The organism is Halohasta litchfieldiae (assembly GCF_002788215.1).
GTDB lineage: Archaea > Halobacteriota > Halobacteria > Halobacteriales > Haloferacaceae > Halohasta > Halohasta litchfieldiae.
This window is the reverse complement of record NZ_CP024845.1, coordinates 1543522-1560272: the sequence shown is the minus strand read 5'-3', so window position 1 is coordinate 1560272 and position 16751 is coordinate 1543522. Positions and strand designations below refer to the sequence as shown.

Annotated in this window: 17 protein-coding genes and 1 tRNA gene; 14 read left to right on the top strand and 4 right to left on the bottom strand. The window is 56.3% G+C overall.

Annotated elements, in window-relative coordinates; translation table 11 throughout:
• Positions 1-69: 69 nt before the first annotated feature.
• Positions 70-1131, bottom strand: a complete 1062-nt coding sequence (locus tag HALTADL_RS07865) for a LolA family protein (RefSeq protein ID WP_089672738.1) — start codon at positions 1129-1131, stop codon at positions 70-72.
• Positions 1132-1256: 125 nt separating this feature from the next.
• On the opposite strand from HALTADL_RS07865, the gene HALTADL_RS07860 reads away from it, so the two are divergent.
• From HALTADL_RS07860 to HALTADL_RS07840, 5 genes are all read left to right on the top strand, one after another.
• A complete protein-coding gene (locus tag HALTADL_RS07860; RefSeq protein ID WP_089672739.1) occupies positions 1257-1988 on the top strand; it encodes an ABC transporter ATP-binding protein in 732 nt (243 codons plus the stop codon).
• Positions 1988-3223 carry an ABC transporter permease gene (locus tag HALTADL_RS07855; protein ID WP_089672740.1) on the top strand — a complete coding sequence of 412 codons (1236 nt, stop codon included), beginning with the start codon at positions 1988-1990 and terminating at the stop codon, positions 3221-3223. The genes HALTADL_RS07860 and HALTADL_RS07855 overlap by 1 nt, the downstream gene beginning before the upstream one ends.
• Before the next feature lie 99 nt (positions 3224-3322).
• Complete coding sequence (locus HALTADL_RS07850) at positions 3323-3538, top strand: zinc ribbon domain-containing protein (RefSeq protein ID WP_218143669.1); 216 nt, start codon at positions 3323-3325, stop codon at positions 3536-3538.
• Positions 3539-3541: 3 nt separating this feature from the next.
• Positions 3542-3742: a hypothetical protein gene (locus HALTADL_RS07845; RefSeq protein ID WP_089672741.1), complete on the top strand. Its 201-nt coding sequence runs from the start codon at positions 3542-3544 to the stop codon at positions 3740-3742.
• 130 nt (positions 3743-3872) lie between these two features.
• Entirely contained in the window at positions 3873-6212 is a 2340-nt protein-coding gene (locus HALTADL_RS07840) for a DEAD/DEAH box helicase (RefSeq protein WP_089672742.1), read from the top strand.
• A 162-nt stretch (positions 6213-6374) separates the two neighbouring features.
• Here HALTADL_RS07840 and HALTADL_RS07835 read toward each other — a convergent pair whose 3' ends face one another.
• Complete coding sequence (locus tag HALTADL_RS07835) at positions 6375-7313, bottom strand: transposase (protein WP_015911568.1); 939 nt, start codon at positions 7311-7313, stop codon at positions 6375-6377.
• A gap of 160 nt (positions 7314-7473) precedes the next feature.
• Between HALTADL_RS07835 and HALTADL_RS07830 the strand changes: the two genes are divergently transcribed.
• The 5 genes from HALTADL_RS07830 (at position 7474) to HALTADL_RS07810 (ending at position 12561) form a co-directional block, all read left to right on the top strand.
• Positions 7474-8268 (top strand): DUF429 domain-containing protein, encoded by a 795-nt coding sequence (locus HALTADL_RS07830; protein WP_089673852.1) that lies wholly within the window; start codon positions 7474-7476, stop codon positions 8266-8268.
• 552 nt (positions 8269-8820) lie between these two features.
• Positions 8821-9189: a UPF0175 family protein gene (locus HALTADL_RS07825; protein WP_089673851.1), complete on the top strand. Its 369-nt coding sequence runs from the start codon at positions 8821-8823 to the stop codon at positions 9187-9189.
• Positions 9186-9692: a twitching motility protein PilT gene (locus HALTADL_RS07820; protein WP_089673850.1), complete on the top strand. Its 507-nt coding sequence runs from the start codon at positions 9186-9188 to the stop codon at positions 9690-9692. The genes HALTADL_RS07825 and HALTADL_RS07820 overlap by 4 nt, the downstream gene beginning before the upstream one ends.
• Before the next feature lie 232 nt (positions 9693-9924).
• Positions 9925-11169 carry a tyrosine-type recombinase/integrase gene (locus tag HALTADL_RS07815; protein WP_245708526.1) on the top strand — a complete coding sequence of 415 codons (1245 nt, stop codon included), beginning with the start codon at positions 9925-9927 and terminating at the stop codon, positions 11167-11169.
• Between the two features lie 246 nt (positions 11170-11415).
• Positions 11416-12561 (top strand): Fic family protein, encoded by a 1146-nt coding sequence (locus tag HALTADL_RS07810; RefSeq protein WP_089673849.1) that lies wholly within the window; start codon positions 11416-11418, stop codon positions 12559-12561.
• A 3-nt stretch (positions 12562-12564) separates the two neighbouring features.
• Here HALTADL_RS07810 and HALTADL_RS07805 read toward each other — a convergent pair whose 3' ends face one another.
• Both HALTADL_RS07805 and HALTADL_RS07800 read right to left on the bottom strand, forming a co-directional pair.
• Positions 12565-13533 carry a hypothetical protein gene (locus HALTADL_RS07805; RefSeq protein ID WP_089673848.1) on the bottom strand — a complete coding sequence of 323 codons (969 nt, stop codon included), beginning with the start codon at positions 13531-13533 and terminating at the stop codon, positions 12565-12567.
• Between the two features lie 140 nt (positions 13534-13673).
• Complete coding sequence (locus tag HALTADL_RS07800) at positions 13674-14015, bottom strand: hypothetical protein (protein ID WP_177171971.1); 342 nt, start codon at positions 14013-14015, stop codon at positions 13674-13676.
• Between the two features lie 93 nt (positions 14016-14108).
• Here HALTADL_RS07800 and HALTADL_RS07795 point away from each other — a divergent pair, with 93 nt between their 5' ends.
• From HALTADL_RS07795 to HALTADL_RS07780, 4 genes are all read left to right on the top strand, one after another.
• The gene (locus HALTADL_RS07795) at positions 14109-14423 is read left to right on the top strand and encodes a hypothetical protein (protein ID WP_089673847.1); all 315 of its coding nucleotides are present in this window, start codon (positions 14109-14111) and stop codon (positions 14421-14423) included.
• A 257-nt stretch (positions 14424-14680) separates the two neighbouring features.
• The gene (locus HALTADL_RS07790) at positions 14681-15160 is read left to right on the top strand and encodes a hypothetical protein (RefSeq protein WP_143054200.1); all 480 of its coding nucleotides are present in this window, start codon (positions 14681-14683) and stop codon (positions 15158-15160) included.
• Positions 15161-15495: 335 nt separating this feature from the next.
• Positions 15496-15570, top strand: a tRNA-Ile gene (locus HALTADL_RS07785).
• A 167-nt stretch (positions 15571-15737) separates the two neighbouring features.
• Entirely contained in the window at positions 15738-16622 is an 885-nt protein-coding gene (locus HALTADL_RS07780; protein WP_076611317.1) for an IS1595-like element ISHli7 family transposase, read from the top strand.
• Positions 16623-16751: the final 129 nt, after the last annotated feature.

Below are 16751 nucleotides of genomic sequence, written 5' to 3'. Positions count from 1 at the left end.
TTGGATGCGGCTCGGTGTGGGTGGTGTCGACTGGATTCTAAGCTACGTTGAAATCAGAGGTGGAAGCCTCTACCGAATCGCTTCGGCCACCGCCACAGCATCGTCGACACTGCCATCCACAACAACGCCGGTCGTCACATCCTCGTCAGTCCAGAACACGACCGTCCGATCATCCCGGTCGACGGCGGTCGCATCTTCGCCATCCACGGTCACACGCTCTCCGTCGTCAACCTCGCTGAGACGGTCTTCCGCGCCGGTCGCGGTGATGACCTGCACCTCGCCGTCGTCGGTCTCATACTCCTGAATCACGGCCTCACCATCGGCGCTGGTGAAGTGGGTGGCCTCCTCGAACTCGCCGTCATCGTAACTCGGGATTGGGAGGTCGGTCGACGCCTCCAGATCCTCGAAGCTCTCGTAGGTTTCGCTGGACGTCACCGAAACCCGGTCTTCGGGCGGCTCGAAGGTGCTGTCGTGGACGCTGACGTCGAACTCAGTTTCGGTGATCTCTGCGGTCACTTCCTTTGAGTCGTCGCTGGCGGTCACCTGCAGCACCCGCGAGTCCTCGGTCGACACCCAGAGCGTCGTCTCCATGTTGTGGTGGTCCTCGGTTGCCTCCTCGGTCGGCGTCAGTTCGACGACGTAGGCCTCTTCGCCGTCGATCTCGGTGGTGTCGACGAGTTCCGCGTCAACGGTCTCGCCCACCGGATCAGTCATCATCCCGTGGTGGTCCCCGTTCTCGTGATACTCGTGGTGGTCTCCCTCGGCTGGGATCTCTCTGGCGTAGGAGTTGTCCTCACCGACGAACCAGCCGACCGAGCCGTTAGAGCCGGCCTCGAAGCTCTCGCCGTCGTCGGTCTCGCCTGCGATTCTGAACTTGTCAGGCTCCTTGGTTGCGAAGTCGACGGTCGCCGCTTTCGTCTCGCTGTCGTTGGTCACGGTGATCTCTGCGGTTCCGGTCACCGTTTCGGCCTCGTCGTATCGCTGTTCGACATCCTCGATGATCTCATCGCCCGAGGGCTGTTGGAGCTCCGCGGCTGCCGGAACCCCGACTGCCACGCCAGCGACCACCAGCCCGATTGCAACGACTGCTGCGAGGACTGCCGCGCCGCGATTTGAGCCGGATAGTCTCATTATCGCACATATGGGTTTGCCGCGTAAGTACATTTCTCTCAGTATACTGAATCAGTCGTTGACAGACGATTCAAGCCACAGCGGGGCGGCGAACGTTCATACGCTGGGCCCCCGAAGCAGGCCCTGTGAGTGAGAGTTCAGGAGTCCCGGGGAGTGAAGCCGACGATCCAACCGTCGTCGTCGACACCGTCACCAAGGAGTACACAATCGGCAACACCGTCACCGCTCTGGACAACGTGAGCCTCAGCCTCTCTCGCGGCTCCTACACCGCGATCATGGGACCCAGTGGCTCCGGCAAAAGCACCTTGCTCAATCTCGTTGGCGGCCTCGACACCCCCTCGGCCGGTCGGGTCACGGTCGACGGCCACGAGGTGTCGGCCGAAAGCGAGGCCGAACGCGCCGCCATCCGAGGCACCGAAATCGGCTTCGTCTTCCAGACGTTCAATCTCATGCCACGCCTTACGGCAGTCGAAAACGTTGCCCTTCCACTGGTCTTCGATGGCTGGAGCCGCGAGGAGCGCCGCCAGCGAGCCCGCGACCTCCTCTCGGACGTCGGCCTCGGCGACCGCCTCGACCACGTCCCCTCGGAACTCAGCGGCGGCCAGCGCCAGCGCGTCGCCATCGCCCGTGCACTCGCACCCGACCCGGCACTCATTCTCGCCGACGAACCGACAGGGAACGTCGACACCGATACCGGAGCAAACATTCTCGACATCTTCGATGAGCTCCACGAGGCGGGCAACACCATTCTCGTTGTGACCCACGAACGCCACGTCGCCGAACGCGCCGACCGAATCGTCCACGTCGAAGACGGCCATATTCGATCTATTGAGGAACTCACGGAGGCGGTCGACTGATGGACAGTCGCGAATCACTCCGCATCGCCATTCGCTCGATTCGAGCCCACAAACTCCGGTCGGCGCTGACGGTGCTCGGGGTCGTCATCGGTATCGCCTCGGTGATCACCTTCGCCACCTTCGGGGCCAGCGTTCAGGCCGAGATCGTCGGCGACATCGGCGACAGCAGCGCAGGAAATATTTACATCTTCGGTACTCCGGAGGGCGACGAGGGCTTCGACCGAACCTTCCAACCCGTCTTCACCGAATCCGACGTCGACCGAATCCGAGCAATCGAGGGCGTCGACGCGGTGCTCCCACGCGGGATCATCCAAGTCGGCTCAGTGAGACAGGGCAACCAGACCCTCGCCAGACAGCAGGTAACGGCAACAACCCCCGCCAGTATCACCCCCGACTCCATCGTTTCAGGTCGAACGTTCACATCCGGCGAGGAGGAGGTCGTCGTCAACGAACGCATGGCCGAGGCCTTCTCGGAGAACCTGACTGCGGGGTCGACGCTGACGATGGTCATGCCCAATGGCGAGGAACGCGAAGTCACCGTCACCGGCGTCGTCAGTGGGACTCGCGGCGAACTCCCGATCAGCGACTTCGCCCGCCAGCCGCGGGTCTATGCCCCTATCGACCCCTTTTATAACTCCGTTGTCGAGAGCCCGAGCGCTGGCGTCCGACAGCGAGCCTATCCACAGGTGACCGTTGTGAGTGATCCTCGGCAAATTCCGGCAACGAAGGCGGCGATAGAAGGGTATCTGTCGACGGACTCCGACGCTCGCCAGCTATCGGCTGCCGACACCGAGTTGGTCGCCCGGTCGGGGAGCGATTTCGTCGACGAGATCAGCGACGTGATCGAGCGCATCACCCGTTTCGTCACCGGAATCGGCGTCATCTCGCTCGTCGTCGGAGCCATCGGCATCGCCAACGTGATGTTGGTCAGTGTCACCGAACGCACACGAGAGATAGGGATCATGAAGGCCGTCGGAGCCAGAAACCGTGACGTGATGGGCGTGTTCATCATCGAGGCCGCGTTGCTCGGCACGCTCGGCTCCCTGTTGGGCGTCCCGCTGGGACTCGTCGTCGGCTTCGGGGCGACTCGGTACGCCGATGTGGGCTTCTCGCTTGCGCCGTCTTGGATGGCGCTGGCGGTCATCGTTGGCATCGTCGTCGGCGTCGTCGCCGGACTCTACCCCGCGTGGCGCGCCGCCCGCGTCGACCCAATCGACGCACTCCGGCACGAGTGACGCTCCGCGGTTTCGTCACAAACCCACCGTCGGTTGCTCCCTGTTGCGGTGACTGTTCATGGCAAAAGTAATACCTTTATTGACACAATATATCGATACATGCCCTTCGACGATATGGACGACAGTGGGTGTCCGAAATGTGACCATACCGAGGCGGAAGTCGACAAGATCTCGACGACCGGCAGCGGGCTGAGCAAACTATTCGATATCCAGAACCGCGGCTTCAAGACGGTGTCGTGTACCAACTGCGGGTATACCGAGCTCTACAAGTCCGACGCCGGGTCGAGCAACCTGATAGACGTCTTCTTTGGGTAACCCGTGATTGACCTCGCGATCATCCTCCTGATCGCCGTCGGTGGCCCCCTGCTGATCTGGTGGGGAATTCGTTCGGAGACCAACGACACCCCGGTTACGGATCGGCGGTCCGCCGAGCAAGCAGTACGCGCCGACACGAGCACTGAGCGAGATGCACAGCGAGAGACACGGGCCGAGCATGATCCCGACGAGACGCGACTGTAGGAACGGATCAGCAGGACAGTGGTCAACTGAGATTCGTCGCTCCTGTACGTGGTGTCCGTTCGGTTCGAGTGTCGACGTCCACCCACAAGCGCACCACAATCGGTATGACTCTTGACTCCCCAAAACCGGTGTGAACGAATTGGTCGACTGGCTCCGTACGCGCCCCTTCTACGACGGCCAGATCGCCGCCCATCGCACCCTTCCGGCTCGCGAAGCGACCACCACCGACATCCCGCTTGAGGGTCGACTCGAATCCGCGCTCGTCGACCGTGGCATCGACTCACTGTACCGACATCAGGCCGACGCCATCGAAGCCATCCGCGACGGCGACAACACCGTCATCGCCACCGAAACCGCCAGCGGCAAGAGCCTCGCCTACACCGTCCCGGCCTTCGAGCGGGCGATGGACCACGGCGGCCGCACCCTTTATATAGGTCCTCAGAATGCCCTTATTGCCGATCAGGACGAATCGCTCTCGGATCTGGCTCATGGCCTCGGGTTCGGCAGTCGTGTCTCGGTCGACCAGTACACTGGCCGCCTTTCAAAAACAGAAAAACGGGACGTCCGAGACCGGATGCCCACCGTTCTGCTGTCGAACCCGGATATGCTCCACTACGCGCTGTTGCCGTATGCCAATCGCCTCTGGGACTGGTTTTTCTCGTCGCTGGAACTCGTCGTTATCGACGAGGTCCACAGCTACCGCGGCGTGTTCGGCACCCAAGTCAGCCTCGTCCTCCGTCGACTCAATCGCATCTGTGAACGCTACGATGCCGACCCACAGTTCGTCTGCTGTTCGGCGACGATTGGGAATCCCGTAGAGCACGCCGCCCGAATTACCGGCCGCGAGGCCGACAGCTACCGGCTCATTGACGAGGATACCAGTGGACGCGGCCCCCGCCACTGGCTGCTGTGGAATCCACCCGAGTACGGCGACGGCTGGCAGGACCGCGGTTCGGGTCGACGCAAATCGAGCCACACGGAATCCAAACAGCTGTTTGTCGACCTCGTCTCGCGTGGCTACCAAACCCTCGCCTTTACGCGCGCTCGGCAGGCGGCCGAACAGTACGCCACCGAGAGCAGCGAGGAACTCCGGAATCGGGGCGAGTACGACCTCGCTGGAAAGATCCGAGCTTATCAGGCCGCCCTGAAACACGACCTGCGCCGAGAGATCGAGGCTGATCTGCAGTCCGGTGATCTGCGTGGCATCTGGAGCACCAACGCGCTGGAATTGGGCGTCGATGTCGGCGGCCTCGATGCCGTCATTCTCGATGGCTACCCCGGCACTCGAATGTCGGCCAGCCAGCAGGCCGGACGCGCAGGTCGGGGGACCGATCCCGCCTTAGTCGCCTTCGTCGGCGGCGAGGATCAACTCGACCAGTACTTCATGCGTCATCCCACCGAGTTCTTCGAGACCGAGCCCGAACGGGCGGTCTCCGATCCCGAGAACCGAGAGCTACTCCCCCAGCATATCGCCAGTGCGGCCGCCGAAAACTGGCTCTCAGTTAAGGACGAAACCCACTTCGGCGAGGCGTTTCCGGAAATCGTCACCGAGTTGGAGGCCGAGGGGTTGCTCGAACGTCGACAAACCGCTGACGGACTTCGGTGGACCTACAGCGGTGATGGCAGCCCCCAACACGAGATGAGTTTGCGGACCGTGGGTGATCGGGAGGTCGACCTCCTCGATGGTCGTACGAACGACGTGATCGCCACGCTCGGCTTCGATGACGCTCTGCGAGATGCTCACCGTGGGGCGATCTACCATCAGCAGGGCCAGACCTATGAGGTGAGCAAGTTGGATCTGGACCGCGACGTGGCCGAACTCCAGTCGACGTGGGCCGACTACTACACGCAGGTTCTCTCCGATAAGTCGATTGTCGTCAACGAGGATCTCATGGAGAAACCGTTGCCATACGACGAGACATCCGAGGAGACGGCGACGGTCCACTACGCCGATGTCACCGTCACCGAGCAGATCACCGGCTTCCAGCGCAAGGACCGGAAAACGGGTGACGTAATCGGCGAGGGAATGTTGGATCTTCCGGAGTCGACGCTCCGAACCAAAGCGCTGTACTTCACTGTCCCGCCAGCAGTCGAGGCCGACCTCAGAGCCGACCACACCGACGACGAGTTCAATGGAGCCATTCACGCCGCCGAACACGGGATGATCTCGCTATTTCCCCTCCTGCTCCTCTGTGACCGGGGGGACATCGGCGGGATTTCGACACCCTACCACACTCATACTGACCGGTCGACAGTGTTCATCTACGACGGCTACCCCGGCGGCGTCGGACTCACCGAGGCCGGATTCGATCTGGTCGACGAACTCATGGGTCGGACGGCCGGACTTATTGGGGACTGCGACTGCGAGGGTGGCTGTCCGGCCTGCGTCCAATCTCCGCAGTGTGGCAACGGCAACGAACCGCTGACGAAAGCTCCAGCAGTTCGGCTGCTCGAAACGCTGAGTCAGTAAGTGACTATTCTTAAAACAGGCAGAATATTTATTAATAGTCAAATAATCTATGGTAGATATAAGCGCGAAACTTATCACACTGTTTTCGTATTATCTATTTGATAGAGAAGCATGTCTGAGTGTTCGATTTGCGCTACTAAAGAGGGTGTCATAGAATAGTTCTCATAGCGTGATGACGGTGCTTCCTGGATTGTCTCCGCGTTCGTCGTTGGTGATCGCAATAACGAGACGAAGGCACAGCGCGAGGAACACTTGTGCTCGTGCGTGGACGCGGCCTCGGGCGCGAACGTGCCCGAGGCCGCAGTCCTTGACGGCGTCGTTGGTTCGTTCGACTCCACTCCGGCGGTTGTACGTCTCGTCTAGCGTCGATTGCTTCAGCTGAACGTCCTCGCTGTGTTCGTCGATGCGGGCTTCGACCCTGTACTCGATGTCTTTCGGATCGTCGGTGTTTCGTGCGTTGTACGGAGCGACTGGCACGACCCCTGCGGCCAGCAGGTGGTCGTGCCAGCCGAGCGTGTCGTAGGCGCTGTCTCCAAGCATCCAGATCGGTTTCTCGACGGCGAGCGCGTCACACGTGACGCGCATCGCCGTCTCCTCTGGCGCTTGCTTGCTCTCGGTGAACTCCGCGGCAATCGGGATCTTTTGCCCGGTCGAGACGATCGTACAGCCGTAGCCGTGGTAGTACTCTTCGGCGGTTGGATCGTAGCCTTTCGACGCGTCTTGGTCGGCGGGCATCGTCCTCACGTCGGTGGAATCGATGGAGTAGGTCAAGTCGAGCAGGCCGCGGCAGGCGGCCTGCTCGACGAGGCGGTCGAAGACCTCGTCGACGACGTGTTCGAGGTCGGTGAGGAAGCGATCGACCGCGTCTCTCGACGGCGGTCGATCGAAGCCACAGCTGAGCCAGACGACCGTGTTCTGGAGTTCTCGCGTGACTGGACGGATGCCGTAGACGTTCTTGTAGTAGCAGTGCAGGAACGCTCGGAAGAGTGCTGGTGGGTGATGATCTCGTGTTCGCCCCCGGCGAGCGGGGGCGAACACATCGAATTCTTCGAGAAAGTCGAACTCAAGATGCTCGAACAACGCGAGCGTCTCGGTCGCCATTACATTGAAGAACTCGTCGATAGAAGTCTCCTCTTGCAGGATGCTGGCGCTCGTAGACACAGTTCCAACATCCTGCGTCTTCGTGTGTGACGCTTTCTATGACACCCTCAATACTGTACTCTAATACTACAAGTCGATAGAGCGTAATTAGTAATATAGTATGAATTCTGAGTTTGTTGGTGTTGATTGGTCGTCGGGGGCGTGGGTGGCTGTTGCATACAGTGATGGCAGAGATGATCCGGAAGGGTTTGTGTCTGAGGAGATTTCGGAGGTATGGGAAGAGTTCGGTGAGTCGGCGAGTCGGATTGTGGTTGATGTCCCGATTGGGTTGTGTGAACCCTCTGATTCGGGCCGTTGTGCGTGTGTGGCAGATGGTGATGGGGAATTATCGCGTGAGTGTGATAATCTCGGTCGGAGTGTGATTGGACAGCGGTATCGGTCGGTGTTTACGGCTCCGTGTCGTGAGGCTGCACGCCTTGCTGCTGATGGAGCCGAACACTCTGAGGTGAGTGATGTGAATCGGTCAGTGACTGGGAAGGGGTTGACTCAACAGGCTGCGAATATTTCTGCAGGGATTGTCGACGTTGAGGATTTATTGTTGGGTGCTGGGGCTTCGGAGCGGTTCGTTGAGGGGCATCCCGAGGTGTGTTTCCGTGCGTTCAACGGTGAATCCTTATGTTACAGTAAGAAGACGGCGCTGGGTGTTGATGAACGCTTGTCGGCGCTTGAAGCGGTACCTGAGTACAGTGACGGTGATTGGCGGAAGGTTGTACAACAGCTCAATGGGACCGGGTTCACAATTGGGATGGATGACGTGTTGGATGCGTTTGCGTTGGCACTGACTGCGTGTGCATCTGATGAGGAGTATCGTCGGTTACCGGAGAGTCCACCTGAGGATGCGAAGGGACTTCCAATGCAGATGGTGTACCGAAGCAAGATGCCGTTGATTGAGTAAAATTGTTGCTGGAGAGGTTTGCAAATCTCATTACACGTCTAAGGTGGTAGTGGTCCAGTTCCCAACAGACTCCTACTTCACTCGATTTAGGCGCTATCAGTAGTATTTTGTTTTAAACGGCGTTTGCTACGAGAGATTGGTCAAATCAAGGAATATCGTACCGGTCACAAAACACTGATCCACCCTTGACGGTCAGAAGCCATGCAACACGATCTGTCGGGTCCTTGTTTGGACTCATTCGCTCAACTGCGCCCGTGTACATAACAGGGACACCACAACAGGTTTTCCGAGCCCCATCGTGGTGATGGCCTGACGCAACGAAGTCAAACGAGCCATCGAATCGCTGTTGAATCTGTTTGAGGTCGACGCTATCTTTCTTCGGGCCAGAGAGTTGTTCAAGTGTTTGATGGAGGAGTAGGATAGATACAGGTTCATCAACCGAGGTGGGGAACGTAACTTGGCTCCACGGGAGATTGCCTTCGGTGTGATGATTGCATACGGGATTCTGACGTAGTTCATAAATAGTATGAAGGCGTAGTGAGGGATAGAACAATGGCACGGATCACCGGCTCCTATCCAGACGACCTTGACCTTCTAATCGAAGGTTCCGTTGAGGCAGGGGTGTTTGGTGGCAAGAGCGATGCATTACGCGAGTTCGTCCGTACGTATTTCGAAGACCACGAAAACGAGCGTATTGCAGCTGCGGTCGCCCTCTACAAACGCGAGCAGATCACGCTCGGTGATGCAGCAAGACTCGCTGATGTCGACCGCTGGACGATGCGTGATATCCTCCGTGAGCACGGCGTTGAACTCCGCCTCGGACTCGTTGACGAAGACGACGCAGCGTACGAGGTAGAGGCGGCGAGTGAACTCGAATTCGATGATAAGGACTCGGCCGACGAGAAATCGGATGCGAAATGACAGCTGACGATATTCCAGCGAATCCAAGCGTTCTGAACACGACTGTCCTCTCAAATTTTGCGTACATAGACCAGCTGTGGGTGGTTGCAGGACTCTCTGGAATCTGTGCAGTTCCAGTCGTTCGCAAGGAACTCGAACATGGCGTTGACGATCATCCGTATCTTCAGTCGGCACTCGATGTACTCGTCGACGAGATTCCAGTTGCGACGATTTCGGACACTGTCGCAAACAGAGAAGCCATTGTTGGTGGGCATCTCGATCCTGGGGAAGCACAGGCTTTCGCCCTCGCCGACGCGCACGACGGTCGACTACTGACAGACGACGGAGATGCCCGGTCGTTTGCGAAAGACCAAGGTGTGACCGTTGTCGGGTCGGTCGGCGTTATGTTGGCTGCAATCGATGCTGGAAAGATCGACGAAGCGACTGCTGACGAGTGGCTGTCGACGTGGATCGATGAAATCGGCTACTACGTCCCGTATCGAACGATTTCTGAGTACCGGTAATTAGCTTGCTCGGAGTTCAAAATCGACCTTCCGTATACAGCAGAATATTTCACATTTCTATAGCAGCATATGATTTATACAATTTTTCCAGATATCAACCCATTTAGTTACTTAGCGTGTTGTCTCTACCAGACAAGTAGCTAACCAGAAGTATTAGATAATCGTAAGATAAACGCTACTCCACGAAAATGAGCGATATCAAATCACCCCGAAACACAGCGAGGGCCTTCCCGTGACCGAATCTCAGTATCAGTGGGCGCGTAAGTCACTCAGTGAGTTGGTCGACTTCTACTACACCAAGATCCGACCGGCGATGCAAGAAGACGATTACAACCCAAAACACGGTCGACCGAGCTACGAGTGGCTAGCTGCCAACGGCTTCTCCGGACTGTCCTACACGCTCCGAGAGCACCACGATCTCACGGTCAAAGAGTTCTTCGTCGACGAGGTCGGTCTTGACGACGAGAATCCAGGAGGGAACAACGAGGAATCAGGCTACGATTGGGGAGTTAGAAGCGACGAGACTATCGAAGCAATCCAGACGTATCTCTCGACACAGCGTAACCGTGGGGAGCTCGCACCGTCGACAGTGGTGAGTCGACGCTCTCGACTGGCGGAGTATGCTCGAATCTACGAGCAGCTGCATGGCCCACACAATCTCACCCGAAACCTTGATCATATCGACGAGCGGCCAGCTGAAAATGACCGCTGTATGGAGGTTTTCGATATCCTCAAAGACCGCCTGTCGACCGATCAGTCTCGGCTCAAGTACCTCGGCGATGTCCAGCAGTTCTACGATCACCAAGTACGGTTCGAGGGCGCGAAATACAATCCACTCGACGGAGCCAACGATCAATTCCGCTGGGAGATCGATACACCCGACAACAAGACCGTCGACGCCGACGGGATGCGGGCGATCTACGAGGCCGCCGACTCTATTGACTCTCAACTCCTCGTGTTGGCTCTTGGAGCCTGGGGGCTCCGACCCAACGAGGTTGCATCGCTCTCTATCGATCAGTTCGTGCTCACCGACGACGAGGACAATCGAATCATCTTCGAGCAGCGCAAGAACGGTCCTGGAGAGGTTGCGCTGCTGTTCGGCGTCGACGTGCTCAACCAGCGGATTGTTGATCTCGATGGCCCGAATTGGGATGGCTATCTCTTCCCATCCAGTCGCTCGTCGTCAGGGCATATCGCACCGCAAACAGTCAACCAACGGTTCAAGCGGCTTGTTGAGGACGCAGGAGTCACTGTCGAGGCGAAGACACCGACCGCCAAGATGAGCCGGCGCTTCTGGTACACCACCTACAACGAGGCTGTCAAGCAGATGATGGAAGGTCTCGAAGGAATCGCTGCCGATCAAGGCTCGTCGAGTACGGAAGTCGTTTCTCAGAACTACCTCTCAGAAGCCGAGAAGCGACGCTATCGACGAGACTCCATGCGTGAGGAACTGAGTGACGTCTTCGATCATATCTGACCCATTCGCTGAGTGAAGACACACCAGATTGCAAGTGAAAGAACTGCGGACAAGGTGGTGTCTCAAAAATGCAAATGCGATCCCAGTATACTCTTTTATATATTGATTGCATCTACTACCTGTGCTGGTGTTCTCAAGTATACTATTCGCACCTTAGTTTACACAGCAGGCCCGAGACCACCCCTACGTATACCCAATATATAAACAGCTATACCAACAGGGGCTCTTAGTGATAACGACAACAAAATGCCTACCAAAGAGCTTCCCGAGGATGCACCAGGGAAATATGTCCCGTATCATCCGGAGCCGTACTATTCACCCGAACCTCTCCCGATAGAGCCAAAACTCGAACTCCCCGAACAGACGCGTGATCTGGTCGCCGATGCAGCGTATCAAATCGGCCGTGTTGACGGTATCAGCTCGACAGTCGACTTCTCTGCAGTTCTTTACACCTCTCTCATTCGGATTGAAGCTGTCGAATCAGCGCGGATCGAAGGCGCAAATGTTGCCTACCAAGATGTCGAAGCCTATCACACAAGACACCCCGAAGGCCAGACTGACCCCAAAATCGAGAAAGACCTGAAAGAGGCTCTCAACTACGAGACCGCGCTTACGCATGGGCTCAACAAAATCGAAAGCAGAGAATCACTAACACTCTCACTACTCAAAAACCTCCATTCGATCTTGCTTGAGGACGTCCGCAATGAAGGTGATGTCGTGGGAGGTTTCCGCGACCATATGGTTCATCTCGCGAGTCCACAGCCAGGAAAGCGTCCGTTTGTCCCACCCGCTCCCGAGGGACTCAATGGACTCATGACCTCATTTGAATCATACATTCAGATGGGTGGACAGTATCACCCACTTGTCGACGCCGCCATCATCCACTACTTTTTCGAGACAGTTCACCCGTTTTCAGATGGCAACGGCCGACTCGGTCGACTACTTATTATCCTCTATTTGGCCAGCGAAGGGTACCTCGAAAGCCCGTATATCTACCCGAGTGCATACTTCAATCGTCACAAAATCGAGTACGTCGAACGAATGCGTGCAGTGAGTGAAACTGGCGCATGGGACGAGTGGATCACATTCTTCGTCGAGGGACTTCGAACTCAAGCCGAGACATCGTACAACCGGACTCATCGACTCCGAGATCTCCAAGCCCACTACGACAAAGAGTACTCGGGTAGCACGAATACAGATAAGTTCGCTCGACAGCTACTCCAGTATCCGTATTTCACACCACTAGACCTCGTAGACTATCTCGATGTTTCACGCCGGACCGCCTACAAAATCGTCGAAGACCTCGAGTCGGATGGCATTATCGAGGAAGTGACCGGCAAAGAACGGGGTAAGGAGTACAAAGCTGTCGAAGTGTTCGACATTCTGAATTGAACACTACGGTTCACGTTTCTCAGTTGTCTCCTCAGAATCACCAGTCCACGCTGCAAGTTCCGGGAAACACGACGCACAGAACTCGACAACGTTCCCTCGCTCGATGACGTCAGCAGTAGTTTGCCGTACCTCATCAAGCATCTCCCGGAGTTCACTGTCTTCCTCTCCCCACGACGGAGAGAAGTCGCGTTCATACTCGCACGGTGGTGTGTCCGCTCTATGAACGACCGACGGCTTCGTGTTCCCTGTCTCCGAATAACGGTGTTCATGTTGTACTTGCGTCTCTAGGGCCTCGTCTCCGACCCGATCACGAACCGCTGAGAGCTCTGTTGGCTGTATCGGTCTGAGCTCGGACACGTGTGTCATGAAAGGCTCTGTCTCCATCGCCTCCTCAAACGACGTGTACGAAGCCTGTCGAAGCGGCATATACGAAACACGAAGCCGCCCGGCAGCCGAACCGACGTGTGCACGAACCGCGCGCGCCCGGTACAACAACGACGTGTATGATTCATGCACTGAGTCGATCTTCCACTCTGAGTCCAAGTCGTGACGAGTCGATAATGCGAACACGATTCCTTCAACACCTTGTTCACAGAGAATTCCGTCACCGCTTCGTTCTTTCTCGATTCGACGGTCCGTCGCGTACGCTGGGAAACACTCGACACACGGATCGATACCGCGTTCAAGCGCTTCTCGGTGTGTGAGAAACAAATGATGAGAGTCCCCGGCATCGGCCTTCGAATCACTGTTGGGCTCTACGGAAACCCCTGCTGAAGTCACAACCTCGGTACCCGTAACTGCCGGTGGCTCCCCGTCAGCAATCTTCTTGGCATCGTGAAACCCGTGGAAAGTGTCGAGATCAGGTTGTCCGTCTTCCCCGAATTTGAACCACCATTCCACCGCGACCGGCGCGTCAAGCGACGGTGTTCCCTCATTCAGCGGCGGGAGCTCCGCCGGATCCGGCTCAGTCATACCAGATGGTTCGCCTGTAGGCTCATAAGTCGACGACTGGATGCTGTCAGACTATATTTAAAAGCCAAACATAGATGATGTGTTCGGGATGAACCTACAGGTGATGACTTCACAGATGATCGCTTAGAGTGTAAGTACCCCTACTTTGTGCCAACGTTGTTGAGCGCACTATTCAACTCAAAAAGTTCTCGGACGACATTGCTGTCCGCAACTCGGTACCGACGCGGAGACGTGTTCTGAACTTCCTCTATAAGTTCGACCTCGAGTAGGAGATCAGTATAGTTCCCGACGGTCTGGCGAGTAACACCGGCGTGATCTGCGAGTTCGGTTTTGTTGAATTCACGGTTCGGTGGGAGATCAAGCAAGGCATCTACCAGAATTGGAATGGCATCGTGCTGTGTGAGGTAGAGCCACCCGCTTGGATGGTCCATACGGAGTTGCTTTTTTTCTCCGCGGTCAGCTACGTGTTCGATACTGCTCATACTGTGAGACAACACCCGTGTGTGCATAAGTATTTCCACCACTGTTAACCACCATTAACAGCATTTATATCAAAGTGGGTTTATCCATCGGTTATGGAGAAACCGTCGGTGAAGTGTGCCCTCCTGGCGACGATGATTGCGAAACATAAGTGGGGTACGCCAATCACAGAGGAGGCTCTCCTCAGTCTCTCAGCTATTGGAGACGACTACCCTACGGCAAGTGAAGTCTACGCCAACCTCCGAAGCGAACCTTACATCACCCACCGTGGAAACCGTGGTATTGAACTCAATAAGAGCAATTTCGACGACCTTGCTGATGTTCTCTATTACGAGTGTCGATGGGAGGCTTGGGAGATCAAGAGTCGATTGAAACACTACGAGGGCATCGATAATCATGACTGGGCCTGAACACTCTATCTCGATCTTTCTCACCATCGTCACTCCATGTCTATCTCCTCTATGGGCGGAGCCAAATTATAGCTCGATAGCATCATAGGAACTCCATCAGCCGGGTAATCACTTCCTGTTCAAAGGTCTCGGCTTCCCACGGAAGTACTTTGTATTCATTCCGTGAGAGCCAGGTTCCAGGAACTACTTTTGTTCCGCTCAGTTCGTAGTAACGATGCTCCAGAGAGTATTTGTTCGGCCGTAAATAATCAGTCAGTGTGAGTTCTAATATCTTTCTGGCACGAACCTTGCCAGCAGATTTTGATGCGACGGTCCGCTCAACTGTCGACGTAGATGACTATCCAGATTGTCCTGAACCGATCGCTGGAATGGAGACAGTGCAATTCTTCGGGGCTCCAGAAAGCAGAGATGATACCTTTGAGAAGATGACTACTGGCGATCTCGTGCTCTTCCATCAGGATGGTGAGTACGTTGGCACTGGCTGGATCGGAACCACCTTCGAGGACGAACAGCAATGGGCGAGTACAACGTTATGGGACAGTACGTCTGCACCCCTCATTTACACCGTCGATGACTTTACGCCGGTAGCGGTTCCAACATCGGCAGTACATCGCATTTTCGAGTATTCAGACGGGTATTCGCCGCCAAATTTGATGCGAGTAGCTACAAATAGAGTTGCCAACAGCCCGAAAGCTATCAAACACGCATTGGAGCAATACACCGCGAAACACGGGTAAACCCAGCTTCATCAATACTAACCGTTTCGAGAAGCGTCGACACCGATTGGTCACCGCCCCTCGGTTGAAGTATTGTTCGCCACACTCGAAACAACCGGAGTCAGTGACCGACCGGAGTGTTTCCGGATCCACGCTGTCGGATGGTCTCTGTGTTTTGAGCCTCGGGAATTGCTCACCAACCGGCACATCCATCGGAATCGAACGGTCGGCTTCTCACCGGTGGATGTAGCCTTGCTGTGGTTTTGAAAGAGGCTGGTGATGGCACCTTCCAGTTGTATTGCTGGAGTAGGTGTCTCGACACACTCATATGAGACTGGCCGGTATCTCGATTTAACGGGCCCTTAGCTTAGTCTGGTTAGAGCGCCGAGCTCATAACTCGGTGGTCGTTGGTTCGAATCCGACAGGGCCCATTTCTTCGACAAAAATTCGCGTCCCGAAGTGAATTACCTCCTCAAGATGCGCATAACATATAGGGATTAGCGATTACGCTCTTGGGTAGAGGATTGTTGGTCAGGGCTTAGCAGTAGCTGAAAGTCACAGCGGGCAAGGGTGACACGTTCGTGTCACCCGACAAACGATGTTTCCAATCAAGACGTTTGTCTCGGAGCGTCGAGCCGCGAACCTGCTACGACAGGTTCGCTGGCGTGACGGCGTCTATTGCCCACGCTGCCGTGCCGAATCTGTGATTCGGTACGGCGGCTATCGAGTGTTCCAGCGATACCAGTGTAAAAATTGCGACCGTACGTTCAACGATCAGACAGCCACAGTCTTTGAACACTCAGCGGTTGCTCTCAAAAAATGGTTCCTCGCGGTCTACACCTACATCCGCTTCAACACGAGTTTTAGACAGCTCGACGTGGAAATTGACGTTTCCTACAAGACGATCTATCGGCGCATCCAGCGCTTCCTGCGGGCGCTGGATGCGCCTCTGCCACACCTCGAAGGTCCTGTTGAGATCGACGAGCTGTACGTGAAAGCCGGACTCAAAGGCCGCGAGCGCGACCAGCCGTCGCGCTCGCGTGGCCTGTCGACACGCGGGCGTGGAACATATGAAAAGGACAAGCCACCTGTGTTTATTTTGGCTGATCGCGGCACCGGTGAGCGGTACGTGATCCCAGCGAAAGCCGCCGATGAATCGACGATCCGACTCCTGCTGGCTGACCGCCACCAGGAGTCGCTGACTGTCTATACCGACGGCTTTCGGGCGTATGAACCGCTTGAGGAGGACGACGAATTCACTCGTGAATACGTCGTCCACGGCGATGGCGAGTACGTTGATGGAGATGTCCACGTCAATACCTGCGAGAGCCACGGATCGCTGGTGCGATCCTGGCTCTCGCCCCATCGAGGTATCTCCAAAGACAAACTCACGCCGTACCTCAGAGCGTTTCAGCTTCGCCGTGAAGTCTTCCGAAAACCGGGAAAGGAGGCATTAGAAACAATTCTTGAAACTGTGCTCTAACTCACCAACAATCTACGCCACAAGAGCGAGCGATTAAATTCAGGATCAGCTTCTGCCACTCGATTTCTCCTCGCACGGTTTCCTACGACGGAACTCTGCAAATGAATGCTAATACCTATAGCGAGTTCG